The sequence below is a fragment of the Aliisedimentitalea scapharcae genome (assembly GCF_045277565.1).
Lineage (GTDB): Bacteria > Pseudomonadota > Alphaproteobacteria > Rhodobacterales > Rhodobacteraceae > Aliisedimentitalea > Aliisedimentitalea scapharcae.
Window position 1 is genome coordinate 1,840,267 of sequence record NZ_CP123584.1, and the last position, 23,260, is coordinate 1,863,526.

At 58.8% G+C, this 23,260-nt stretch carries 24 protein-coding genes; 16 read left to right on the top strand and 8 right to left on the bottom strand.

The window, feature by feature from the left end:
- The first annotated feature begins 118 nt into the window (after nucleotides 1-118).
- From rpmB to QEZ52_RS08675, 3 genes are all read left to right on the top strand, one after another.
- The gene (gene rpmB, locus QEZ52_RS08665; RefSeq protein WP_406649485.1) at nucleotides 119-409 is read left to right on the top strand and encodes a bL28 family ribosomal protein; all 291 of its coding nucleotides are present in this window, start codon (nucleotides 119-121) and stop codon (nucleotides 407-409) included.
- A gap of 165 nt (nucleotides 410-574) precedes the next feature.
- Nucleotides 575-934, top strand: a complete 360-nt coding sequence (locus QEZ52_RS08670) for a hypothetical protein (protein WP_406649487.1) — start codon at nucleotides 575-577, stop codon at nucleotides 932-934.
- Between the two features lie 57 nt (nucleotides 935-991).
- Nucleotides 992-1,474: a copper chaperone PCu(A)C gene (locus tag QEZ52_RS08675; protein WP_406649490.1), complete on the top strand. Its 483-nt coding sequence runs from the start codon at nucleotides 992-994 to the stop codon at nucleotides 1,472-1,474.
- Nucleotides 1,475-1,545: 71 nt separating this feature from the next.
- Here QEZ52_RS08675 and QEZ52_RS08680 read toward each other — a convergent pair whose 3' ends face one another.
- Nucleotides 1,546-2,262, bottom strand: coding sequence for an NAD-dependent deacylase (locus QEZ52_RS08680; RefSeq protein ID WP_406649493.1), 717 nt, complete (start codon nucleotides 2,260-2,262; stop codon nucleotides 1,546-1,548).
- A 132-nt stretch (nucleotides 2,263-2,394) separates the two neighbouring features.
- On the opposite strand from QEZ52_RS08680, the gene QEZ52_RS08685 reads away from it, so the two are divergent.
- On the top strand, nucleotides 2,395-2,850 hold the full coding sequence (locus tag QEZ52_RS08685; RefSeq protein WP_406649496.1) for a low molecular weight protein-tyrosine-phosphatase: 456 nt from the start codon (nucleotides 2,395-2,397) through the stop codon (nucleotides 2,848-2,850).
- A 206-nt stretch (nucleotides 2,851-3,056) separates the two neighbouring features.
- Here the strand turns inward: QEZ52_RS08685 and QEZ52_RS08690 are convergent, their stop codons facing one another.
- The gene (locus QEZ52_RS08690; RefSeq protein WP_406649499.1) at nucleotides 3,057-4,022 is read right to left on the bottom strand and encodes a LysR family transcriptional regulator; all 966 of its coding nucleotides are present in this window, start codon (nucleotides 4,020-4,022) and stop codon (nucleotides 3,057-3,059) included.
- A 79-nt stretch (nucleotides 4,023-4,101) separates the two neighbouring features.
- On the opposite strand from QEZ52_RS08690, the gene hisD reads away from it, so the two are divergent.
- Nucleotides 4,102-5,427 carry a histidinol dehydrogenase gene (hisD, locus tag QEZ52_RS08695; protein WP_406649500.1) on the top strand — a complete coding sequence of 442 codons (1,326 nt, stop codon included), beginning with the start codon at nucleotides 4,102-4,104 and terminating at the stop codon, nucleotides 5,425-5,427.
- A 55-nt stretch (nucleotides 5,428-5,482) separates the two neighbouring features.
- Here hisD and QEZ52_RS08700 read toward each other — a convergent pair whose 3' ends face one another.
- The 3 genes from QEZ52_RS08700 to lepA form a co-directional block, all read right to left on the bottom strand.
- Nucleotides 5,483-5,800, bottom strand: coding sequence for a hypothetical protein (locus tag QEZ52_RS08700; protein ID WP_406649504.1), 318 nt, complete (start codon nucleotides 5,798-5,800; stop codon nucleotides 5,483-5,485).
- A 564-nt stretch (nucleotides 5,801-6,364) separates the two neighbouring features.
- Complete coding sequence (locus QEZ52_RS08705) at nucleotides 6,365-7,195, bottom strand: DUF2971 domain-containing protein (protein ID WP_406649508.1); 831 nt, start codon at nucleotides 7,193-7,195, stop codon at nucleotides 6,365-6,367.
- A 172-nt stretch (nucleotides 7,196-7,367) separates the two neighbouring features.
- A complete protein-coding gene (lepA, locus tag QEZ52_RS08710) occupies nucleotides 7,368-9,182 on the bottom strand; it encodes a translation elongation factor 4 (RefSeq protein ID WP_406649511.1) in 1,815 nt (604 codons plus the stop codon).
- A gap of 10 nt (nucleotides 9,183-9,192) precedes the next feature.
- Here lepA and QEZ52_RS08715 point away from each other — a divergent pair, with 10 nt between their 5' ends.
- The 5 genes from QEZ52_RS08715 (at nucleotide 9,193) to QEZ52_RS08735 (ending at nucleotide 13,781) form a co-directional block, all read left to right on the top strand.
- Nucleotides 9,193-9,417: a hypothetical protein gene (locus tag QEZ52_RS08715; protein WP_406649513.1), complete on the top strand. Its 225-nt coding sequence runs from the start codon at nucleotides 9,193-9,195 to the stop codon at nucleotides 9,415-9,417.
- Between the two features lie 458 nt (nucleotides 9,418-9,875).
- Entirely contained in the window at nucleotides 9,876-10,385 is a 510-nt protein-coding gene (locus QEZ52_RS08720; RefSeq protein WP_406649515.1) for a PhnA domain-containing protein, read from the top strand.
- A 136-nt stretch (nucleotides 10,386-10,521) separates the two neighbouring features.
- A complete protein-coding gene (locus QEZ52_RS08725; RefSeq protein ID WP_406649517.1) occupies nucleotides 10,522-11,172 on the top strand; it encodes a protein-L-isoaspartate O-methyltransferase in 651 nt (216 codons plus the stop codon).
- Nucleotides 11,173-11,259: 87 nt separating this feature from the next.
- Nucleotides 11,260-12,678 (top strand): TolC family outer membrane protein, encoded by a 1,419-nt coding sequence (locus QEZ52_RS08730; RefSeq protein ID WP_406649519.1) that lies wholly within the window; start codon nucleotides 11,260-11,262, stop codon nucleotides 12,676-12,678.
- Nucleotides 12,679-12,752: 74 nt separating this feature from the next.
- The gene (locus tag QEZ52_RS08735) at nucleotides 12,753-13,781 is read left to right on the top strand and encodes a hypothetical protein (protein WP_406649521.1); all 1,029 of its coding nucleotides are present in this window, start codon (nucleotides 12,753-12,755) and stop codon (nucleotides 13,779-13,781) included.
- Between the two features lie 111 nt (nucleotides 13,782-13,892).
- Here QEZ52_RS08735 and QEZ52_RS08740 read toward each other — a convergent pair whose 3' ends face one another.
- Together QEZ52_RS08740 and QEZ52_RS08745 are read right to left on the bottom strand one after the other, a co-directional pair.
- A complete protein-coding gene (locus tag QEZ52_RS08740) occupies nucleotides 13,893-15,365 on the bottom strand; it encodes a cobyric acid synthase (RefSeq protein WP_406649523.1) in 1,473 nt (490 codons plus the stop codon).
- Between the two features lie 375 nt (nucleotides 15,366-15,740).
- Nucleotides 15,741-16,061 (bottom strand): DUF6280 family protein, encoded by a 321-nt coding sequence (locus QEZ52_RS08745; RefSeq protein WP_406649525.1) that lies wholly within the window; start codon nucleotides 16,059-16,061, stop codon nucleotides 15,741-15,743.
- A 217-nt stretch (nucleotides 16,062-16,278) separates the two neighbouring features.
- Here QEZ52_RS08745 and efp point away from each other — a divergent pair, with 217 nt between their 5' ends.
- From efp to preA, 5 genes are all read left to right on the top strand, one after another.
- Nucleotides 16,279-16,842 (top strand): elongation factor P, encoded by a 564-nt coding sequence (efp, locus tag QEZ52_RS08750; RefSeq protein ID WP_406649527.1) that lies wholly within the window; start codon nucleotides 16,279-16,281, stop codon nucleotides 16,840-16,842.
- 177 nt (nucleotides 16,843-17,019) lie between these two features.
- The gene (locus QEZ52_RS08755) at nucleotides 17,020-17,418 is read left to right on the top strand and encodes a RidA family protein (RefSeq protein ID WP_406649530.1); all 399 of its coding nucleotides are present in this window, start codon (nucleotides 17,020-17,022) and stop codon (nucleotides 17,416-17,418) included.
- A gap of 125 nt (nucleotides 17,419-17,543) precedes the next feature.
- The gene (locus tag QEZ52_RS08760) at nucleotides 17,544-18,182 is read left to right on the top strand and encodes a cupin domain-containing protein (RefSeq protein ID WP_406649532.1); all 639 of its coding nucleotides are present in this window, start codon (nucleotides 17,544-17,546) and stop codon (nucleotides 18,180-18,182) included.
- A 160-nt stretch (nucleotides 18,183-18,342) separates the two neighbouring features.
- A complete protein-coding gene (locus QEZ52_RS08765; RefSeq protein ID WP_406649534.1) occupies nucleotides 18,343-19,677 on the top strand; it encodes an NAD(P)-dependent oxidoreductase in 1,335 nt (444 codons plus the stop codon).
- Between the two features lie 62 nt (nucleotides 19,678-19,739).
- Nucleotides 19,740-21,044 (top strand): NAD-dependent dihydropyrimidine dehydrogenase subunit PreA, encoded by a 1,305-nt coding sequence (preA, locus tag QEZ52_RS08770; protein ID WP_406649536.1) that lies wholly within the window; start codon nucleotides 19,740-19,742, stop codon nucleotides 21,042-21,044.
- A 92-nt stretch (nucleotides 21,045-21,136) separates the two neighbouring features.
- Here preA and QEZ52_RS08775 read toward each other — a convergent pair whose 3' ends face one another.
- A complete protein-coding gene (locus QEZ52_RS08775; protein WP_406649538.1) occupies nucleotides 21,137-21,748 on the bottom strand; it encodes a TetR family transcriptional regulator C-terminal domain-containing protein in 612 nt (203 codons plus the stop codon).
- A 246-nt stretch (nucleotides 21,749-21,994) separates the two neighbouring features.
- On the opposite strand from QEZ52_RS08775, the gene QEZ52_RS08780 reads away from it, so the two are divergent.
- Nucleotides 21,995-23,245 (top strand): Zn-dependent hydrolase, encoded by a 1,251-nt coding sequence (locus tag QEZ52_RS08780; RefSeq protein ID WP_406649541.1) that lies wholly within the window; start codon nucleotides 21,995-21,997, stop codon nucleotides 23,243-23,245.
- The last annotated feature ends 15 nt before the right edge of the window (nucleotides 23,246-23,260 follow it).

Consider the following 23,260-nt stretch of genomic DNA (forward strand, 5'->3'; position numbering starts at 1 on the left):
TTCCTCCTAAACGCATCCAACCAGTTTTCGGGCGCAGCCAATGGCAGCGCCCCTTGTGATTTGGCATTCGATTCGGACTGACCCCGCGCCGGTGCCTCTAGAACGAAGGAAGATGAATATGTCGCGCCGTTGCGAATTGACCGGAAAAGGCCCGATGACTGGCAACAATGTCAGCCATGCGAAAAACAGAACTCGTCGTCGGTTTCTGCCGAACCTGAACGATGTGACCCTGCAGTCGGAAACCCTGGGTCGTGGCGTCAAGCTGCGCATCTCGGCCGCCGCTCTGCGCTCGGTCGATCACCGTGGTGGTCTGGACGCATTCCTGGCCAAGGCAAAAGACGACGAACTGTCGGCTGCCGCGCTGAAAGTGAAAAAAGAGATCGCCAAGGCTGCAACCGCCGAAGCTTGATCGCTTTTACCATTCCGAATAGCTGACGCCGTGCACCTGCTGCGCGGCGTTTTGCGTTGTGGCGGGGGCGATGGGTGGCGGCGTTTCGCGCATGAGGCGGCGGGGCGCTCTGCCGCAGCCGTTGGGGTTGCAGAGGCTGCCTGACAGAGTCATATCTGGCGCGACATGCACAGGCTTTGCACATATCTGGCACAGATCCTTGCCCTGACGCTCACGCTGAGTCTGGTCGCGACCGGACACAGTGCGGCGTCCATGCGGACGATGAGTGACGCCACCGGTCAGATGGTGATCTGTACCGGAACCGGCCCCGAGATTGTCTATGTGGATGCGGAGGGGCAACCGACATCACCGCCCCATATCTGTCCGGAATGTGTGCAGAACCTGATGGTGTCCGCAGAGCCTCCGGTCCCTTTTGATCTGCCACAATCCGTTGCGGGGCAGGCTTTTGGGCCGGATGTGGTGTTGCCGTCTCTGACCGCGTTCCACCTGGAAGCCACTGCACGGGCACCTCCGGCCCGTGTCTGATCTGTTCCCACCCGATTTTTCGAACTATTCAGACCAACCTCTGTGAGGAGAACGACGATGTCTTTCAAAACTCTTATCTGTGTTACCGCTGCTGCTGTCACGATTGCCGGCGCAACCTACGCCGAAGGCATGATGAAGATCATGGACCCCTATGCCCGGTCCGCCCGTGAAAATGCGCCCACTGGGGCGGCGTTCATGGGAGTCATGAACATGACGGGCCAGGATGATGTGCTGATCGGGGCCAGTTCGGATATTGCCAAACGGGTCGAGCTGCACACCCATATCGACGCTGGAAATGGCGTGATGCAGATGCGCCACGACGAAGACGGGTTCCCGATTGCGGCGGGCGAAACCCATATGCTGCAGCGGGGCGGCGATCATGTGATGTTCATGGGGCTGACCAAATCGCTGGTGCAGGGCGAAACCATCAGCGTCACCCTGACCTTTGAGAAGGCAGGTGACATGATTGTCGAAATTCCCGTGGATTCAGAACGTCAGGCCGAACATGGCATGAAACACGGCGAGATGGACAACAACTGATCGCGATGTGACGGGCGCGGTCCGGTCTCGGGCCGCGCTGCGGCCGTCGACCGAACCGGGGCGGGCTTCTTTCAGAAGTCCGCCCTTTTGGTGCTCTGTGAAGACAGAAGGTCAGTGACCCAGAGTGGGACGCTTTGGCTGGCAGGGCCCAGGCGTGTTTCGTCGAAAAGCCCGCCAACGCCAGAGGATTCGAGGTTCAGTTCGACCGTATGTGCGCCCGCGCGGCGTGCCTCCTGGACAAAACCCGCGGCAGGATAGACCTGTCCAGAGGTGCCAATGGCGGCAAAGATGTCGACCATGGCAAGCCGGTCATAGATGATATCCATATCATAGGGCATTTCGCCGAACCAGACCACATCCGGCCGGGTCGCGGGGGCGTGGCAGGCCGGGCAGGTGTCATCCGTGGCCATCTCCTGGGGTGCAGGCCAGCGGTGCTGACATTGGCCACACACAGCCCCGGCCAGCGTCCCATGCATGTGCATGACATCCCCGGACCCGCCCTGTTCGTGCAGGTCATCCACATTCTGAGTGATCAGCGTGACAGATCCGCGCCATTCCCGCTGTAAGCGTGCCAACGCGTGATGCGCGGCATTTGGGCGGGCACCGGCCGCATTGGCCCGCCGGGCATTGTAGAACGCATGAACCAGGTCTGGATCGCGGGCAAACCCTTCGGGTGTCGCCACATCTTCGATCCGATGTTGCGCCCACAGGCCACCGGCGTCCCGAAACGTACCCAATCCGCTTTCGGCTGAAATGCCCGCGCCAGTCAGAATGACGATGTTGTTCATTGTTTTGTCCCTTTGCACAAATGACCAGGTCGGGTGGGTGCGGGGGTGGTCATTCGCTTTGATCTTCACGGTGAACCGTTTCATACTTGGTGGTTCAAAGACCTTCCAGTGCCGCTGTAAATCGGGAGCATCATGGCCCAGAAAATTCTGTTTGTCTGCCTCGGCAATATCTGCCGGTCCCCTGCCGCCGAAGGCGTGTTCCGCGCCCTCTGTCCGACGATCACGACGGACAGTGCCGGCACCGGCGGATGGCATGTGGGAGAGCCGCCGTATGGCCCGATGCTCCAGGCCGCGCGGGCGCGCAATGTTGATCTGTCTGATTTGCGGGCCCGCCAGTTTACAGGTCGTGATTTTATGCGGTTTGACCTGATCGTCGCCATGGATGACGCCAATCTGCGCGATATCCAACGGCTGCGCCCTGATGGAAATACGGTGCCTGTTCGGCTGTTCACCGACTTTGCGCCCCAAGCCGGGGCGGATCACGTGCCCGACCCCTATTACACCCGCGATTTTGATGGCGCGCTGGATCTGATCGAAATCGCGGCCCAAGGGCTGAAGACCCGGATCGAAAGCGGTGTGACTCTCTGATCAGATTAAGGAAATTGAAAACTGATAGGTCTTGTTGTCAAATCTTGACCCCGGGGACTTGCCGCCGGGGAATGAGCTGTGAGATTTGAGGTCACCTTGGATTTTGCAACTGGACTTTGATGCCTCTTTCACAGCAATTCAGTCGGCGAACGACCCTCCGCATCCGGACGGTGGCCGGGCACCGCCACGGTCATCGGCAGAGGGTGTCATCCTGCGATGACGCGCAGCTGTCCCGCCAGCCAGGGCTGCTGCGAGATCGCCGGATCAATCATCTGGCTTTGCACCAGATGGCGCAGGGTCTGGGCAATATCGCGGGGGACTTCATCGGCGAAGTCCGCCCCGGCAAAGACCGAAATCGTGCGCGAAAACGCCCCGAACGGCAACGGAAATACATCGATTTGATCGTGGAACCGGGCCGCCCGCATATAGCCAAGCGGCGTTGTCACCGCCCATCCTACACGACGCGCAACCATTGCAATCAACGCCAAATGGCTGCCGATTTCAAACCGCTCTTCAAAGTCCAGCTTTTGTCGGGCCAGATGTGCTTCGATTTGCCGACTGATCAACTGTTCGCGCGCGTACCGCAGCAGGGGCAAGTCGCTCAAACCACTTATTTCCGCCTTGGGATTGGTGAAATGGCCGCGCGGTGCCACCAGAATAAACGGGTCGCGGATCACCGGGTATTCGGTGATGCCATCGATCAGTTGACCGGTGCTGGCCGAAACAGCAACCTGCAGGCTGCGCTCTTCCATGGCCTTGGTGATTTCATGGCTGGGCGCGGTGATCATCTTGAACCGGCATTTGGTCAGACTGTCGGCCAGGATCGTGGCCAGCCGCGGGGTCAGGTCATTGTCAAAATCGTCGATCAGCCCGATCGACAGCGTGCTCAGATGGGTCAGGTCCATCACGGTCAGCTCGCTTTGTGCCAGACGCAGTTCCGACAGCACGGATTCAGTGCGCGCCAAAAACGATTTTCCTGCTGGTGTCACCCGCATCGGGCGGCGACTGTGGTCGACCAGATCAGCCCCCAGCGCCTTTTCAAGGTTGCGCAATTGTTGGGACACGGCAGGTTGGCTCAATCCGGTTATTTCGGCGGTTTGTGCAACCGATCCCGTTTTTGCAAGGGCTTCGAAAACTTCGAGCCCGCGCAATGTAACCCCCTTCATCAGCATGTCTGGTCTCCGCAACGTTTTGTCTTTTCTGAAACTCTGACCCCAATGGGTCAAGGTGCAACATAGTCAGGTTTTCCCCATGTCCTTCGAAAAATCCGCCGAAATCCCAGGTGTTACCTATCTAAAATCCAGTCTTGGTATCGCTGAGGGTTCCGCAGGGTCAACTGAAACCATCGTGCGCGGGATGTTAGAGCGCATTGCCGCTGATGGAGAGGGCGCAGTGCGTGATTATGCCGATCAGTTGGACAGGTGGAGCGGCGATATCGTCGTCAGTCGCACAGAAATCGATGCGGCAGCGGCTCACGTGACCCCGGCGTTGAAGGAAGCCATTCGCTATGCCCACGAAAACATCAAATGCTTTGCCGAAGCCCAGCGGGCGAGCGCCACGGATATCGAGGTGGAAATCCGCCCCGGTCTGGTGGCCGGACAGCGCCAGATCCCGGTGAACGCCGCGGGATGTTATGTGCCGGGGGGGCGCTATGCGCATATCGCGTCTGCGTTGATGACCATCACAACGGCGCGCGCGGCGGGGGTGCCCAACGTGATTGCCTGCTCGCCGCCGCGTCCGGGGCAGGGGATTCCGGCAGAGATCCTTTTTGCCATGGATCTAGCCGGGGCAGACCGCATTCTGAATCTCGGTGGTGTTCAGGGCGTTGCGGCCATGGCACAGGGATTGTTTGGCTGTGCGCCAGCCGACATTCTCGTGGGGCCAGGGAACCAATTCGTGGCCGAAGCGAAACGCCAGCTGTTTGGTCCCGTGGGCATCGACATGTTTGCCGGGCCGACGGATTCGCTGGTGATTGCTGATGCAACAGCCGATCCGCGGACCGTGGCCTGGGATCTGGCCGGGCAGGCGGAACACGGGTATAATTCACCAGTCTGGTTGGTGACGGATGACCGGGTGCTGGCGGAGGAGGTTTTGCGCCTGGTGCCTGTCTGCATCGCCAGCCTTCCCGAACTGAACCGAGATCAGGCCCGCGCCGCATGGGACGCGTTGGGAGAGGTGATCCTGTGCGCTGACCGCGGCGAAATGGCCCGCGTGGCGAATACATATGCCCCTGAACATCTGCATGTACAGGCGGCGGATCTGGCGTGGTGGCGGGGGCATCTGTCGGCCTATGGATCGCTGTTTTTGGGCGAACACACCACGGTGGCATTCGGAGACAAGGCGGCAGGGCCAAACCATGTGCTGCCCACATCACGCGCGGCGCGCTATACCGGGGGGCTGAGTGCCCATAAGTTTCTGAAAACAGTGACCTGGCAACGGGTGGCGCCTGAGGCAGTGGGTGATCTGGCGCGCGCGACAGCGGCGATTTCAAGGGCCGAGGGCATGGAAGGCCACGCCCGCACGGCGGACATCCGTTTGGAGAAGCTGCAAGCACAGGACACCCGCAGGGCCATGTGACCGCGCCGCCGGTGCGGTGCGTGCCAGCACGCACCCTACATCTGACGGGAGAGGATCAGCCGCAGGTTTTTTGGGCCTGTTGGCCAAATGCCTTGTACTTCAGCCACAGCCGCTCGTCCGAGCGGTTGTCGGACTGGCGCACTTCCTGCGCGCGGTGGGGATCGCTGAACCATTTTGACACCTTGCGGCGTTCGGAATGGCTCAGGCTTTTGTTCGCGACCTTCTGGATACAGCGACACAGCGACGGGTTGGCGGCGGTGCGGTTGGATTGGCGACACGCACGTTCAATCACTCCCGTCCCGGCGAGGGTCGGGGTCGGAACAGTTGTCATTGCAACGCCCACACACAGCAGGGCGATCGTCAGATGTTTCATGGTCTTGCCTCATAGCACCGGTGCCGGGTCTTGTGCCCAGTCACCTTGGGGTTTCGCGGCACTATGGCGCAAAGTTGGGGGTGGGGCAATATTTGGGTGGCTTGGGTGATGGCGAAACGTTTCGTCATGGCGACCCGAGTTTGCGCGCCTGTGTCCGGCGTGGGAGGTTCCTTTGGCACGCGTACCAGAATAAAGCGGAGGCGTGCACGGGCGGCATAGGGGGGCGGCGGAGCAGGCTTTGGCGGTGCTGAACCGCTGGAGACAGGCGCATCAGACCGGGCGGGTTTTTGCCAGAGTGCCGAGGTGGCTGTGACAGACCGGAAGGAAACAGCTGTCTCTGGGGATGCTGAAAGCGCCCTCTCGTGGGGAGTGAGCGGCGTCCCGGAAATGCTCTGGGGGAGCGTTTCAGCCGTGTACGGGCGGAACCCAGGGAGTGATGACTTTGTGCAACCTATGTCGCCGAGCACATTAGAGGGCAGCGACTGACCCTAGGTGGGCGTGAAGCGCCCTCCCGTGGTGAGGGGCGGGCGCTGCCCGGCGGTGCCGGGCTAAGAAGCTGAAATCTTAGAGTGCCTGTTGAAAAGAGTAGGCGAGGCTGTCGCCAAGTGCTTGCTTCACCTTCTTCGCCAGAACTCGATCTATATTCCAGCCAAATGTCACTCCGCTTAGATTGAACGCCGGAAGTGCAAAATAACTATCCTCTGCCTCTAGACTTGGAGATAGTGAGAACTTGATGAGCCGTAGCTCGTCTTCCTCTTCCCATTTTTGGGGTTTGCAAGCTGCGAATGCTTGAAGGATCCCAATCCATTGTTCCGGAACGTCAGAAAAAATGTCAGCACCATTGACCTGAAACTCGGCTGCAATCAATTCGGCTTCGGAGATTTTTCTTCTGTCTCTTGGTTGAGAATAGTGAACTTTTGCCCAAAACGAATTTCCATAAGAGCTAGCGTTCTGGTCAAAATCGAAAAGCAGTCGAAAGCCGCGCCCATTGCTCCCGTATTTTCGCCACATATATTTTTCGTTGTCTTTCACAGAGTTTGAAAAACAAGCGATGCGTATGTGCTCGGGTGCTATCGAAATGAATTTTCCCTGCCATTTTCGACGATTAGCAAGATAGGCCCGCGCTGATGCTCTGTTTGTACCGACTTGGCACAGTTCGTGAGAACTCCCCAGCCTACGGCCAGCGCCCCGAATGAGGCGCCTGCTTAAGTCGATAAGTTCGGCAGTTGAGCATTTGAGAAGTTGTGGTTTGCCTTCTGTTCCGTCATTTTGACACGACAGTTTTTGTAAGAAGACATTACCTTCGGCCAAGTTCTTTAGTTCCGCGTCCAGGAATTTATTGTCTGCCGGTCGATATCTGACCAAGCGCTCAGGTAATTGCGAGAGTGCTTGCATTGTATTCTTTCAAAAAAAAGAGGCAAAGCCTTTGCTTCGCCTCAAAACTATTTCACCCTTACTATCGACTTCAACTACCCATATTCATCGCCGGCGAGTACCCAGAGATCCACCTTGCGGGCACGCAGTTGGCTGCGCCAACCGCTGGCACCCACGCGCACTTAAAATGGATTTAGGAATCCATTTTGAGTGCAGAAATAAATGCTTCCTGCGGGATATCCACTTTCCCGAACTGGCGCATCTTCTTCTTGCCGGCCTTCTGTTTGTCCAGAAGTTTGCGTTTCCGGGTCGCGTCGCCGCCGTAGCATTTGGCGGTCACGTCCTTGCGCAGGGCAGACAGGGTTTCGCGGGCGATGACCTTGCCGCCGATGGCCGCCTGGATCGGGATCTTGAACATGTGACGCGGGATCAGATCCTTGAGCTTTTCGCACATGGCCCGGCCGCGCATTTCGGCGCGGTCCCGGTGGACCATCATCGACAGCGCGTCTACGGGTTCGTCATTCACCAGCACCGACATCTTGACCAGATTGTCTTCGCGATAGCCGGTCAGCTGATAATCAAAGGAAGCATAGCCTTTGGTCACCGATTTCAACCGGTCGTAAAAGTCGAACACCACTTCGTTCAGCGGCAGGTCATACACCACCATCGCGCGGGATCCCGCATAGGTCAGGTTCTCCTGAATGCCGCGCCGGTCCTGGCACAGCTTCAGCACGTCACCCAGATAGTCGTCAGGGACCAGGATAGTTGCCTTGATCCGCGGTTCCTGGATGTGGTCGACCTTGGACATGTCGGGCATGTCGGCAGGGTTGTGCAGGTCGATTTTTTCGCCTGCTTCTCCGTCTTTGCCCTTCATGTAGACGTGGTAGATCACCGATGGGGCGGTGGTGATCAGTTCAATGTTGTATTCGCGTTCGATCCGGTCGCGGATCACTTCCAGGTGCAACAGTCCCAGGAACCCACAGCGAAAGCCAAATCCCAGCGCCGCCGAGGTCTCCATCTCAAAGCTGAAGGAGGCGTCGTTCAGGGCCAGTTTGTCGATGGCGTCGCGCAGGTCTTCGAATTCGGCGGAATCAACCGGGAACAAACCACAGAACACAACGGGCTGTGCGGGTTTGAAACCGTCCAGCGCGACTTCGGTCCCATTCCGATCATTGGTGATCGTGTCGCCGACACGGGTGTCGCGCACCTGTTTGATCGAGGCCGTCAGAAATCCGATTTCACCGGGGCCCAGGGAGTCGACCATTGCCATTTCCGGGCGGAAGACGCCAACGCGGTCCACATGGTGCAGCGTGTCGTTGGACATGAATTTGACGCGCATGCCCTTTTTCATCACGCCATCAATGATGCGGACCAGAACAATCACGCCCAGATAGGCGTCATACCAGCTGTCCACCAGCATCGCCTTGAGCGGCGCGTCAAGCGTACCGGACGGGGCGGGCAGGTCGCGCACGATCGCCTCGAGCGTTTCGTGAATGCCCTGACCGGTTTTGGCGCTGACGCGGATGGCTTCGGAGGCATCAATGCCGATCACGTCTTCGATCTGTTCGGCCACGCGGTCACAATCCGAAGCCGGCAAATCAATCTTGTTCAGCACCGGGACGATTTCGTGATCCGCATCCAGCGCGTGATAGACATTGGCCAATGTCTGGGCTTCGACACCTTGGGAGCTGTCGACCACCAGCAGCGAGCCTTCGACCGCGCGCATCGAGCGGGAGACCTCATAGGCAAAATCGACGTGGCCGGGGGTGTCGATCAGGTTCAGGACGTATTCCTGACCGTCATCGGCGATGTAATCGATGCGCACCGTGTTGGCCTTGATGGTGATGCCGCGTTCGCGCTCGATATCCATGCTGTCGAGCAGCTGTTCCTTCATGTCACGGTCCTTGACCGTGCCGGTCTCTTGGATGAGCCGGTCAGCAAGGGTGGATTTGCCATGGTCGATATGGGCGACGATGGAGAAATTGCGGATATGAGCGAGGTCTGTCATGGAGAGGCATATGATTTGGAATCGCGGATTGGTCAAGCGTTCGCATGCGTTTGTGCCCATCTCATGTTTTCAAGGCCACTTTCACGGAATTTCCGATTTTTCAGCAACAGCGGGATTTGGGCAAATGGCTTACGGCCAAGCAACAGGATATACATCAAAGGCGGATCGCTTGAGGAGCCTGGCGTGTTCTCCTGTTGGCGGTGCAGATTCTTCCGTTGGTGGTGCAGAATTTTGACACCGGGCTAAAGCCCGAAAGCCCGAAAAACTTACATCCCGAAAAACTCACATAGAGATGAATGCAAAAGAAGCCTACGGACGCTCGCCCGCAGCAAGACGCCAAAGGGGATCATCGTTCCAAATGCGGCCGGTGGGTTTGTCCAGACATTGGGTCGCAAATCTCCTCGGGGTGTTTGCGGCGGGTGCCCGGTCTTTCTTTGGTGTGATGCCTAGGGATGTAACCTTTGAAAATCTGACGGGGTATGTTTCCGACTTGATCTCGGCCAATTTCACGATCCGGCCCCCAAGTTAGAAGTTTTGCCCAAGGTTTACGACCTCCCGGGTCTTGCAGCCTATGCTCTGATGGCAACTGATGGATGGTTGTTGGGCTGGTATTGGGAATGCCGACGCCGGCCCCTCTGTCTTTCCTGATCTGCACCTCTTATACCCGCCCCAAACCAACCTTGGAGATCCCCCATGTCCTGTTCGCTTTGTTCCTCTGACGCCCCTTTGCGGTTCTTTGCGGTCGAGGGCGGGCCGGATGAGGCAGGGTGCCAGATTTGTGACACCTGCCAGACCCAGATAGACGGCGATCTGGACGCCAACCACTGGCGGTGTCTGGCCGGGTCCATGTGGTCCGAAGATGTCGCGATTCAGGTATTGTCGGCGCGGCTGCTGAAACGGTTGGAGGATCACGATTGGGCGCGGGATCTGTCAGATCAGCTGTGGCTGGACGAAGAAACCCAGGCTTGGGTCGATGCGGTGGCGGTTGCCTCCGAACACCGTGACAGCAATGGAGCGCCGCTGGCGCAGGGTGACAATGTCGTGCTGATCAAGGATCTGCCGGTCAAGGGCGCGGGGTTCACAGCCAAACGGGGCACCGCAGTGCGGGGGATTTCATTGGTTCAGGACAATCCCGACCACATCGAAGGCCGTGTCGAAGGCCAGCGGATCGTGATCCTGACCAAATTTGTGAAGAAGAAATAACACAAGGCTGGCCGATTTGCGCCAATCGGTGCATTCTGTCGCGGAGTTTGACAGGCTTTTGCGGCTTCTGCCGTTGCCGCCCCGGCGGGGATGTGGCAAAACCTGTTGCAACCGACTGAACAGAAGAGTTTAGCAAATGACAGACTTTGCCGCACGTCGCGTCATGATGGTCGACACCCAGGTGCGCCCCTCAGATGTAACCAAATTTCCGATCATTGACGCCATGTTGGACGTCCCGCGCGAGATTTTCGTGCCGGATGCACAGCGCGAGGCCGCCTATGCCGACGAAATCCTGCCGGTTGGTGGGGGGCGTATGATGCTGGATGCGCGTACTCTGGCCAAGATGCTGGATGTTTTGAATATCACCAATGACGAGCTGGTTTTGGATATCGGCGGTGGATTGGGATATTCCGGTGCGGTTCTGGCGCAAATGGCCCAGGCCGTGATTCTGGTCGAAGAAGACGAACTGGCCGATGAGGCACAGGAGCTTTTGGCGCAAACCGGAGCCGACAATGCGGTTGTCCACAAGGGCGCACTGACGGCAGGAGCCGCCGAACATGGACCCTACGATGTCATTTTGCTTCAGGGTGGTGTTGAAGACCTGCCAGCGGCCGTGACGGATCAGCTGAAGGAAGGCGGGCGCATCGCCTGCATCTTTATGTCGGGCAATCTGGGCGAATTGCGCGTTGGTCACAAGGCGGGCGGGGACATCTCGTGGCGTCTGGCGTTCAATGCGGCGGCACCGGTTCTAAATGGATTTGAAAAGGCGCATGAATTCGCGCTCTAAGGCGATCACCCCGGGTCATCCGGGGTGAGGGCGTTGTTTAATAATAGCTCCGGCAATTCGGACAGAGTCTAACAGGCGAGGCGACCCATGGGCACGAAACGGACAACAGGCATTTTTCGAAAATTGGTTCTGGCTGGCAGCGTCGCTGTCGGGGCTCTGGTTTCAGGGGCGCAGGCCGACAATATGACCGACGCCATGATTGGCGCTTACAAGACCAGCGGCCTTCTGGAACAGAACCGGGCCCTGCTGCGGGCCGCGGACGAAGACGTCGCCCTGTCGGTTTCGGGGCTGCGACCGGTGATCAACTGGATCAGCAGCGCCGAACGGAGCCTGCGGTACAATTCGGCCGGCGTGGCACATGGGACGGGGCATTCGACGACGCTCTTTACCGGGTTGCGGTTGAACCAGCTGCTGTATGATGGTGGGGCCACCCGGATTTCGGCTATTGCCGCACAGGAAACCGTTTTGGCGACCCGTCAGGCGTTGGTGTCGATCGAGCAGCAAATTCTGCTGCGGGCGGTTGTTGCCTATACCAGCGTTCTGTTGCAGCAGGAAAATGTGGCTCTGCGGCAGAACAACCTGCGGCTGCTGCGCGAAGAATTGCGCGCGGCACAGGACCGTTTCGACGTGGGTGAAGTGACCCGGACCGATGTGTCGCTGGCCGAGAGCCGCGTCGCGGCGGCCGAGGCGAGCCTGACGGACGCCCGCGGAGCCCTGATCGACGCCAAATCGGAATACGCCAACGCGGTGGGCAATGATCCTGGCGTGGTGACGGCTTATCCCACGTTGCCCAAACGGGTGGCTTCGGTGTCCACGGCCCGTTCCATCGCCTTGCAAGGCCACCCGGATCTGCTGAACCAGCAACACCGGGTCAAGGCGGCCGAGCTCACGGTGCAGGCCCAGAACAAGACATTGGGCCCCTCTGTCAGCTTTCAGGCCGATCTGGGTCTGACCAACCAGGACACAAATTCGAGCATTACAACGGACAACCTGGCAGCGCGTATCGACCTGTCCCAGCCGTTGTATCGGGGCGGCAGCCTCTCTGCGGGCATTCGCCGGGTCAAAGCGGTGCGTGATGCAGAGCGCAGCGCCTTGATTACGGTTCAGCGCAATGTGGTTCAGGGGGTCGATAACGCCTTTGTGTCGCTGGATGTCGCGCGGGCCAACATTACATCGCGCAGGGAACAGATCCGGGCGGCCCAGGTTGCCTTTGACGGGATTCGCGAAGAGGCCACATTGGGGGCACGGACCACGTTGGATGTGTTGCAGGCGGAACAGGAACTGTTGAACGCCAACACTGCCCATATCCAGGCCCAGGCTGAACAGATCATCGCGTCGTTTTCACTGTTGTCCGCGCAGGGGTTGTTGACCGCTGAACGGTTGGGGTTGGCGGTCGAAATCTATGACCCGCTGCTGTATTACAACCTGGTCAAAGGCGCACCCGCCAAGTACAGCAAACAGGGGCGTGATCTGGACCGTGTTCTGGAAGCGTTGGGAAAGAAATAACAATTCACTCTATCGGTTGTCTGAAACTCTGTCACAAGCTACACTTGCGACAGAGTTAAGAGTGGTGGCTTCGGATGTCTGAACCTGTATCAAATGCCGCGATAGAGGATGTTCTGTCGTCAATTCGCCGTTTGGTGAGCGAAGATTCACGCCGTGAGGAACTTGCTCCTGAACCGCGAGAGGTCCCAAAACCGCCACGGCTGGTCCTGACGCCATCTTTGCGTGTGGCAGAGTCCGCAGCGGAATCCACGCTCTCCTCTGCGCAGGACAGCCCGGCCCCCATGCGGCTGGGGGACAGCCAACGGGTGTCCATCGCGGTCAATGACGGGGATCTTCAGGATGGGGACCAGGAGTTGACCCAAACCCAGGCGGCAGACGCTCCCGAAACGATCCCGGAGGAATTGGTCGCAGACTTCGTCTCTGACGACCTTCCCGATTCCCAAATGGAAACAGAGGCGGCCAAACCGGCAGATGATGCCGATGATGTGCCGTGGGCCGACCCTGAAAATACGTTGTTTTCAGCGGCCAAGGTCGAAGTCCTGACAGACCCGGTTCTGGTCCCGGAACACCCGCCCCATGACCAAGACGACGTGCAGGACCAGGTGGAGCGCCATCTGGACGATGCCGCGCACCTGCATGAGGCCGCCGGTTACGATGACACAGCCGACGCCGACGAACCGCTCAGCGCCCGGATTGCCGCTCTTGAGACGGCCATCAATCAAAGCGATGACCACTGGGAGCCGGATGGCGATTTCGGAGATGATTATGCTGGCACCCCGACAGTGACCATCGAATGGCAGGACCATGTCGATGAGGAGCTTTCGGATCCGCTGGAAACCGATGACACCGCCGCGATGGCCGCGATCGTGCCAGATCCGGAGGCAGCCCCGATTGCCGACACCGAGTCAACCGAGGTCGATGAGGATCTGGATGTGCTGGCAGGCGACGACACGTTTCTGGATGAAGAAAGCCTGCGCGAATTGGTTGCCGACATTGTCCGTCAAGAGCTACAAGGGGCTCTGGGGGAGCGGATCACCCGCAATGTGCGCAAACTCGTGCGGCGGGAAATCCATCGGGCGCTGGTGGCGCAGGAACTGGACTGAGACCCTCTCAATTTATCTGGATCACCGCAGCCACGAGTGCCTTGGATGGCGCTCTGGCCAATCGTTGATCTGACTCGACATGCCTGGCCGTGCCAGTGGCAAAACCCGGGGTCAACTGGCTGTGCGGGTGGCCTGCGCAACTGGCCCTGCCAGATCCCACAGCTGGTCCAAGTTGAGGTGTTCTTCCAGATGCACGGCAAGCTGATCCAGAACGTCGTCCACGCCGTCTTCATAGCGCAGGTCGCTTTGATGCCCCAGTTCCTCCAGGAATTTGGCGCGAAAGGGGTCCGATGAAAACAGACCGTGCAGATAGGTGCCGCGGACCAGACCCGACCGGGATCGGGCACCTTCGCGTCGCCCATCTATGCCCAGCCAGGCCCGATCACAATCCGGACCGCTGCTGCGTCCCATATGAATTTCGTAACCGTCGACCGGTTCATTGCTGTCCAGCACATGCGCCTGGGTCAGGGTAACGGTCTTGGTGCCGCCCATGACTGTATCGACATCCAGCAACCCCAATCCATCAACCTTGCCGGGGTGCCCATCGACACCATCGGGGTCGTCAATTGTCTTGCCCAGCATTTGATAGCCGCCACACACGCCCAGAACGTGACCGCCGCGCCGAACATGGGCATGGATGTCCACATCCCACCCCTGTGCCTTCAAATAGGCCAGGTCTCCGATTGTCGATTTGCTCCCCGGAATCAGGATCAGATCGGCGTCACCGGGCAGCGCGCGCCCGGCAGGAACGATGTCGACCGTCACACCAGGTTCGGCCGACAGCGGGTCCAGGTCGTCGAAATTGGCCATACGCTCCAGCTGCGGGACCACGATCTTGCAGGCCCCGCCCACGTGCGAGGCGATGTCCATCATGTCCTCGGCAGGCAGACGCCAGGCTTCGTTGAACCAGGGAACCACCCCAAGACAGGGCCACCCGGTGCGCCGCACGATGTCATCGCGCCCCCCGTCAAACAGGCTCAGATCGCCGCGGAACCGGTTGACGGCAAATCCGACAATTTGATCCAGATCCACGGGGTCCAGAACGGCCTGGGTGCCCACGATCTGGGCAATCACGCCGCCACGATGGATGTCACCTACCAACAGGACTGGCACGTTTGCAGCACAGGCAAAGCCCATATTGGCTATGTCGCCCTGGCGCAGGTTGGTTTCTGCTGGTGATCCTGCGCCTTCAATCAACACCAAGTCCGCGTCGGCTGCCAGCCGCGCGAAACTCTCCAGCGCGGCATCTAGCAAACCGCTCTTGTCGCGCATGAAACTGCCCGCGGAACGGGTGCCGCGGCGTTGTCCATGAACGATCACCTGGGCACCGGTATCGGTCTCGGGCTTCAACAACACCGGGTTCATGTCGGTATGCGGCGTGCGGCGCGCGGCGCGGGCCTGCAGCGCCTGTGCGCGCCCGATTTCCCCGCCCTCGGGCGTAACCGCGGCATTGTTGGACATGTTCTGTGGTTTGAACGGGGCCACCCGCAGCCCGCGGTTGACAAAGGCCCGCGCCAATCCTGCGACCACCAACGATTTTCCGACGTTGCTGCCGGTGCCTTGAATCATGATGGCGCGTGTCATGGTCTCTCTCCTGTCGTCTGGCTCTGACATGACCGATTTTTCCGTCTGGTGGAAGACTAGGAATGCCCCATCCTGAATGCAGCTTTGGACCCGTCCTGTTTGTGCTCAAAGACGACAGCAGGCGCTGTCCCAGCCTCTTGTTGGGCTGTGCCCGGCAAGAGGCCACGCCCAACGGGTGGAGGTTTCCCGCCAGGGAAACCGACACCGGGCGGGAGCCCATCAGGACGATCACCAAAGGCGGGTCACAGCGGTACAATCACAGCAAAGGACGATCACAGGACAGAGATCACTCTGGGGCGACCACTCACAGCAGGGGGGAAATTGGAAAGGCGCGCCGACCAGGCGCGCCCTTCAATCTGCGCAATGCATTTGATATCAGGCCGCTTCGGCCTGTTGAGCGGCATTGCGACGCTCGCTTTCTTCGCGTGACAGAGCAACCGAGGTCCGCACACCGCGACCCACGAACTCCATCAATCCGTTCACAACCCGCTCATTGGGGTCGATCCCGGCACAGCTCAGCACCTCGCGCCCATCGCGCGAGCGGGCCCAACGGGCAATTTGTTCTGGGCCATTCCCGTATTTTTTATCATCGGCAATGGCGTCATCCAGCGCAGCCAACACAACTGCTGCAAACAGTTTACGAGCCCGGTTTCCCTGCTCGTTGTTAAAGGCAGTGCCGTCAACGAAATCTCTCATCTCGTCTTCCTTGTTGTTCTTGCTCTTGCAATTTCGGCGTGGCGCTCCTTATGACTGAACAATAGTGATTCGGGTACCCCGTTTTTGCATAGCTTTTATGCATTTGGTGCATGGCTTGCTGCAGGTGCAGCACGAGATAGGTTGTCTTGCCAGTCTTGCGCCTGCCAGATATAGGGTCGGCAAGCAAATCATCAACTACCCCAGAGGGATTTAACGCATGGCTAAGATCAACGGCAATGAGATCCGTCCCGGCAATGTTCTGGAACACAACGGCGGGCTTTGGGCCGCGGTCAAAGTGGATCATGTGAAACCCGGCAAGGGTGGGGCATTCGCGCAGGTCGAACTGCGCAACCTGCGCAACGGGTCCAAATTGAACGAACGCTTCCGCAGCGCGGACAAGGTCGAACGGGTGCGTCTGGAGCAAAAAGACCAACAATTCCTGTATGAAAGCGGCGGAATGCTGGTGTTCATGGACACCGAAACCTACGAGCAAATCGAACTGCCTGCCGAATTGTTGGGCGATCGTCGCCCGTTCCTTCAGGACGGTATGACCATCGTTGTGGAGTTCCACGAAAGCGAAGCGTTGAACGCCACCGTGCCGCAGAAAGTCACCTGTCAGATCGTCGAGACCGAACCGGTCGTCAAAGGTCAGACCGCGGCCAATTCGTTCAAACCCGCGATTCTGGACAATGGGGTCAAAGTCATGGTGCCGCCCTTTGTCGGTCAGGACGAAATGATCGTGGTGAACACCGAAACCATGGAATATTCTGAACGCGCCTGACGTGGCGTCGTTTGATGTGAATTGAACCCGTTTCTTTGGTTTGAAGAGGCGGGTTTTTCATTTTTGGGCGATCTCGTAATTTCTTTATGCTTGAAACTTTAAACTTGAAATAAATCCGGAAATTCCGCACACTCTCCAAAACCCGCCGCGTCCCGGTCACAAGTCAAGGAGCCCGTCATGCCCGCAATCTCTGTACATCCCGAAGGATGGAAACCCGCAAAAGGCTATGCCAACGGCATGGTGGCCGAGGGGCGTGTATTGTGTGTGGGCGGGCAGATCGGCTGGAATGCGCAACAGGTGTTCGAAACCCATGACTTTATTGGTCAGATGGTCCAGACCCTGAAAAATATCCGCGACGTGGTCGAAGCGGCCGGCGGCAAGGTCGAAGATATCATTCGCCTGACCTGGTATGTGACGGACAAACGGGAATACGTCGCGCGACAGGGCGAAATCGGCAAGGCATACCGCGATGTGATGGGATACCATTTCCCTGCCATGGCGATGGTCGTGGTGGCCGGGCTGGTCGAAGATGACGCCAAGATCGAAATCGAAGCCACGGCGGTTCTGCCATCCTGAGACCGCTGATCGCCCCCTGATGGGTTTTCTTCGCAGCGTTTCTCTGGTCACCTGTGCGTGAAGATGCTTTTGTGGGGCGATGGTCGGGGCCATATGCCCCGTAGCGCGGACATCAGGAGGGCCTCATGCGGATCAATGCCGATTTTGCCAAAAGAGTGGCAGTTCACTTTGATGACACCCCGTGGATTGCCTCTCCGGCCCCAGGGGTTGAACGCAAAATGCTGGACCGGATTGGCAAAGAGGTCGCGCGGGCGACAACCATTGTCAGGTTCGCACCGGGCAGCGCCTTCAAGGCCCATACCCATGACGGGGGCGAGGAATACCTGGTGCTGGACGGGGTGTTTCAGGACGAACTGGGGGATTTCCCGGTGGGATCCTATGTGCGCAACCCGCCCACATCGCGCCACACGCCTGCCGCGATGGACGGCGCTATTATTCTGGTCAAACTGCATCAATTCCAACCCGAGGACAGGCATCAGGTTCAGATCAACACCAATATCGGTGCCGATCCGGTGTTGCCACTGTTCCATGATGCCCACGAAGAGGTGCGCGTCGAAACCTGGGCACCAGGAGCCAGGGTCGGCAAGGAACCCGAAGGGGGCATGGAGGTTTTTGTTGTGGACGGTGGCTTCACGGAAAACGGCGAAGAATTTGCGCGCTGGGACTGGCTGCGCCTGCCGCCGGGACAGGGGTTTTCAGGCCGCGCGGGGCCCGATGGGGCCCGTGTTTGGATCAAAACAGGGCATTTGGCCCAAATGCTGTAATTTTGTGCAATCACGGATAGCGGTTTGATATCAAAGATTTGCTGGCCATCTGATTTCAGGTGGCCATATTTTTTTCATCCGGTCAAAATTTTACCAGTTGATAAAAAAATAAAATGTGGCACTCTGATAGGACAAGAACAAAACATCAGGGAGACACCCAATGGCGACCAGCCATCAGGCATCCGGAGTTCAGGCAGGGCGTTTGTCCGCCGAACAGATCACCGAAAACTTTTCGGATCTGCATCCAGCCTATGACGCACACGAGGCGGCAGTGGCCGCAGATCGGTGCTATTTCTGCTATGACGCACCCTGCACGACCGCATGCCCCACAGACATCGACATTCCCATGTTCCTGCGCGAAATCCAGACCGGCCATCCCGAGGCGGCGGCGCGCACGATCCTGAGCCAGAACATCCTGGGCGGCATGTGTGCCCGGGTCTGCCCCACGGAAACGCTGTGCGAAGAGGTCTGTGTGCGTGAAACGGCCGAAGGCAAGCCGGTCGAGATTGGCCGCCTTCAGCGCTTTGCCACCGATACGTTGATGGCGTCGGGCGTGCATCCGTTCACCCGGGCGGACAGCACTGGCAAGAAAATTGCCATCGTCGGGGCAGGGCCTGCGGGTCTTTCGGCGGCGCATCGTCTGGCGATGCTGGGCCATGACGTGGTGATCTATGAGCCCAAACCGAAATCCGGCGGCCTGAATGAATTCGGGATCGCGTCGTATAAGTCGACGGAAAATTTCGCCGCACGCGAAGTCGAATGGTTGATGCAGATCGGTGGGATCACCGTTGAGCATGGCCAGGGGTTGGGCCGAGGTCTCACGCTTGATGGTCTCAAAGCTGATCATGACGCGGTGTTCCTGTCAATTGGTCTGGCTGGGGTCAATGCCCTGCGGGCCGCGGGCGAGGACAAGGACGGCGTGCGCGATGCCGTTGATTTCATTTCCGAACTGCGTCAGGCGGACGATCTGCGCACCTTGCCTGTTGGCCGAGATGTCGTGGTGATTGGCGGCGGTATGACCGCAGTGGATGCCGCCGTGCAGTCGAAACTGTTGGGCGCGGAAAACGTCACCATCGCCTATCGTCGCGATCGCAGCGCAATGGGGGCCAGCGGGTTTGAACAGGATCTGGCGGCCTCCAAGGGCGTCAAGCTGATGTTCAATGTTCAGCCAGTCGCCGTGCATGGCAATGGCGCAGCTGCCGAGATCGAGCTGGAATACACCTCCAGCACCGGCGGGTCTTTGACCGGAACCGGCGAAACCGTACGGATCGCTGCGGATCAGATCTTCAAGGCCATCGGCCAGACGCTGGAAGGCGCACCCGAAGGTCTGGAAATCGAAGGCCGCAAGATCAAGGTTGATGACGCAGGTCGCACCTCGGTTGCCGGGGTTTGGGCCGGGGGCGACTGTGCCTCGGGTGGCGAAGACCTGACCGTAACCGCTGTGGCCGAAGGCCGCGACGCTGCAATGGACATCCACAGCAGCCTGATGGGCTGAGCGGGCGGCGGGTCGCAATTCTCCCAGGTGACCCGCGCCCCTTTTTCTAAAGGAACAGACAAATGGCTGATCTGACAACAGACTTTCTGGGGATCAAATCCCCGAACCCGTTCTGGCTGGCCTCGGCGCCGCCAACGGACAAGGAATATAACGTCCGCCGCGCATTTGAGGCCGGATGGGGCGGTGTGGTGTGGAAAACGCTGGGGTCCGAAGGACCGCCCGTCGTCAATGTGAACGGCCCGCGTTATGGCGCGATCTGGGGGGCGGACCGTCGCCTGCTGGGGCTCAACAATATCGAACTGATCACCGACCGCCCACTGGAAACCAACCTCGAAGAAATCACCCGGGTCAAAAAAGACTATCCGGATCGCGCGATCATCGTGTCGCTGATGGTCCCGTGCGAGGAGGAGGCCTGGAAGGCGATCCTGCCCAAGGTCGCGGCCACTGGCGCTGATGGGATCGAGCTGAACTTTGGTTGCCCGCACGGCATGGCCGAACGTGGCATGGGATCTGCCGTTGGGCAGGTGCCGGAATATGTCGAAATGGTCACCCGCTGGTGCAAGGAAAACTATGACAAACCGGTGATCGTCAAGCTGACCCCGAACATCACCGATGTGCGCCTGCCGGCCCGCGCGGCCATGGCGGGGGGCGCGGATGCGGTCAGCCTGATCAACACGATCAACTCGATTGTCTCGGTCGATCTGGACGCCATGGCACCGAACCCGACCATTGGCGACAAGGGCACCCATGGTGGCTATTGTGGTCCCGCAGTCAAACCCATCGCGCTGAACATGGTCGCCGAAATTGCCCGGGATGCACAAACCAAAAACCTGCCGATTTCGGCCATTGGCGGTATCACCACATGGCGCGATGCGGCGGAATTCATGGCGATGGGCGCGGGCAATGTGCAGGTTTGTACCGCCGCGATGACCTATGGTTTCCGCATCGTCGAAGAGATGATCAGCGGGCTGAGCCAGTGGATGGATGAGAAGGGGTATGAATCGACTGCCGATTTCCTGGGTATGGCCGTGCCGAATGTCACCGACTGGCAGTATCTGAACCTGAACCACATCTCCAAGGCCAAGATTGACGAAGATTCCTGTATCAAATGCGGTCGGTGCTATGCTGCCTGCGAAGATACCTCGCATCAGGCAATCGCGATGAGCGAAGACCGGGTGTTCAGCGTCAAGGACGAAGAATGCGTGGCCTGCAATCTGTGCGTCAACGTCTGCCCGGTTGAGAACTGCATCACCATGGAAGTTATGGAGCCCGGATCGGTTGACCCGCGCACCGGCAAGGTGGTCGAGAAAGAATACGCCAACTGGACAACCCACCCCAACAATCCGGGGACCTGCGCCGCCGAGTAACGGCGAGCAAGTTCAAACAAGACGAAGCGGGCGGTTCAAACGAGCCGCCCGTAATCTTTTGTATCAATGTGTTAGTGATAGAAGTTCACAGATCAGAGCGGGGTCAGCATGCGTCGGTAAAGGCCCTCAAGGAAATCGGCAGCGCCGTCAAACGGGTCTTCATCTGCCATTAACGCGCGTACCTGAACATCGAAATCGGCGTAATGCTGGGTCAGCGACCACACCGAAAACAGCAGGTGTTTGGGATGGGTTCGGGCAATTTTCCCCTCGCGCATCCAGGTTTCCAACACGGTGACTTTTTCATCGACCAATGTTCTGAGGTCGGTCGATAGCACCTCGATCATACGCGGTGCACCCTGAACGATTTCATTGGCATACAGCCGGCTTTCCCGTGGAAAATCCCGGCTCAGTTGCAGCTTGCGCTGAACATAGGCCAGGATCTCTTCCATCGGATCGCCCGCCGCATCCAATTCGCGCAGCGGATCCAGCCAGGTGTCCAGCAACTGGGACAAAAGTTCGGTGAAAATCGCCTCCTTGGAGGGGAAGTAGTAGAGCAGATTGGGCTTGGACAGCCCGGCTGCATTGGCAATTTGATCCACGGTTGACCCGCGAAATCCGTTGGCAGAAAACACATCCAATGCAGCTTCGAGAATGGCGGCGCGATTCTTTTTCTGGATGCGGGTCGGGGCTCGATCCTGGGCCATGGGCGTCTGTTTGATCCTCGGTATTGTCCTGGTGCGTGCGGTTTGCCTGAAATTTGATGATATGCCCGATTTTGTGGGGCTTTTTCCAGATGTCGCGCTGCAATTTCTTGACTGGTGTCCCACCCGTGATAGCCTGAGTTTGACCAGTTGGTCAAATCACAGTGGCGGCAGATGTCACGCAGACGTGATGACCAACAGCAAAAACAACGCCGCAAACGGCGAGACAGACGGGGAAGGACGACGGCGATGACCGCGCTTGGACAAAATCTGAAAATCAACGGCGAACGGCTGTGGGACAGCCTGATGGAAATGGCTCAGATCGGACCCGGTGTTGCCGGAGGCAATAACCGCCAGACACTGACAGATGAAGATGGCGAAGGGCGCGCGTTGTTCCAGAAATGGTGCGAAGACGCGGGCTGTACGATGGGGCTCGATCAGATGGGCAATATGTTCGCGCGGCGCGAAGGCACCGACCCGGATGCGCTGCCGGTCTATGTGGGCTCGCACCTGGACACCCAGCCGACGGGCGGCAAATATGATGGGGTCCTGGGCGTGCTGGGCGGTCTGGAAATTCTGCGATCTCTCAATGACTTGGGGATCAAGACGAAACATCCGATCGTGGTGACGAATTTCACCAACGAAGAGGGCACGCGCTATGCGCCCGCGATGTTGTCATCCGGCGTGTTTGCGGGAATTCATACTCAGGATTGGGCCTATGACCGCGAAGATTCCGAGGGCAAGAAATTTGGCGATGAGCTGTCGCGCATCGGCTGGCGCGGGGACGAAGAGGTCGGCGCGCGCAAGATGCATGCGTTTTTTGAATTGCACATCGAACAGGGCCCGATTCTGGAAAACGAAGACACTGATATCGGTGTGGTCACACATGGGCAGGGGCTCAGCTGGACGCAGGTGACCATCACCGGCAAGGACGCGCATACCGGGTCGACGCCGATGCCGATGCGGCGCAACGCCGGGCTCGCCATGGCGCGGGTGCTCGAGGCGGTGGATGAAATCGCCTGGTCCCATGCGCCGCATGCGGTCGGCGCTGCGGGGCATATCGAAGTGTTCCCGAATTCGCGCAATGTGATCCCGGGGCAGGTTGTGTTCACGGTCGATTTCCGGTCACCCGAATTGGATGTGATCACTGACATGGAGGACCGTCTGCGCGTTGAAGGCGACAAGGTGGCCGAGGCCATGGAGGTCGAGATCGAATACGAAAAGGTTGGGGGATTCGATCCGGTGACCTTTGACGAGGGGTGTGTATCGGCTGTGCGCAATGCCGCCGAACGTTTGGGATATTCGCATCTGGATATCATTTCCGGCGCGGGTCATGACGCCTGTTGGATCAACCGGGTGGCCCCGACGGCGATGGTCATGTGCCCCTGTGTGGATGGGCTGAGCCACAATGAGGCCGAAGAGATCAGCCCCGAATGGGCCGCAGCCGGAACCAATGTGCTGTTCCATGCGGTGGTGGAGACGGCGGAGATCGTGGAATAGGGGGCGCTGCCCCCC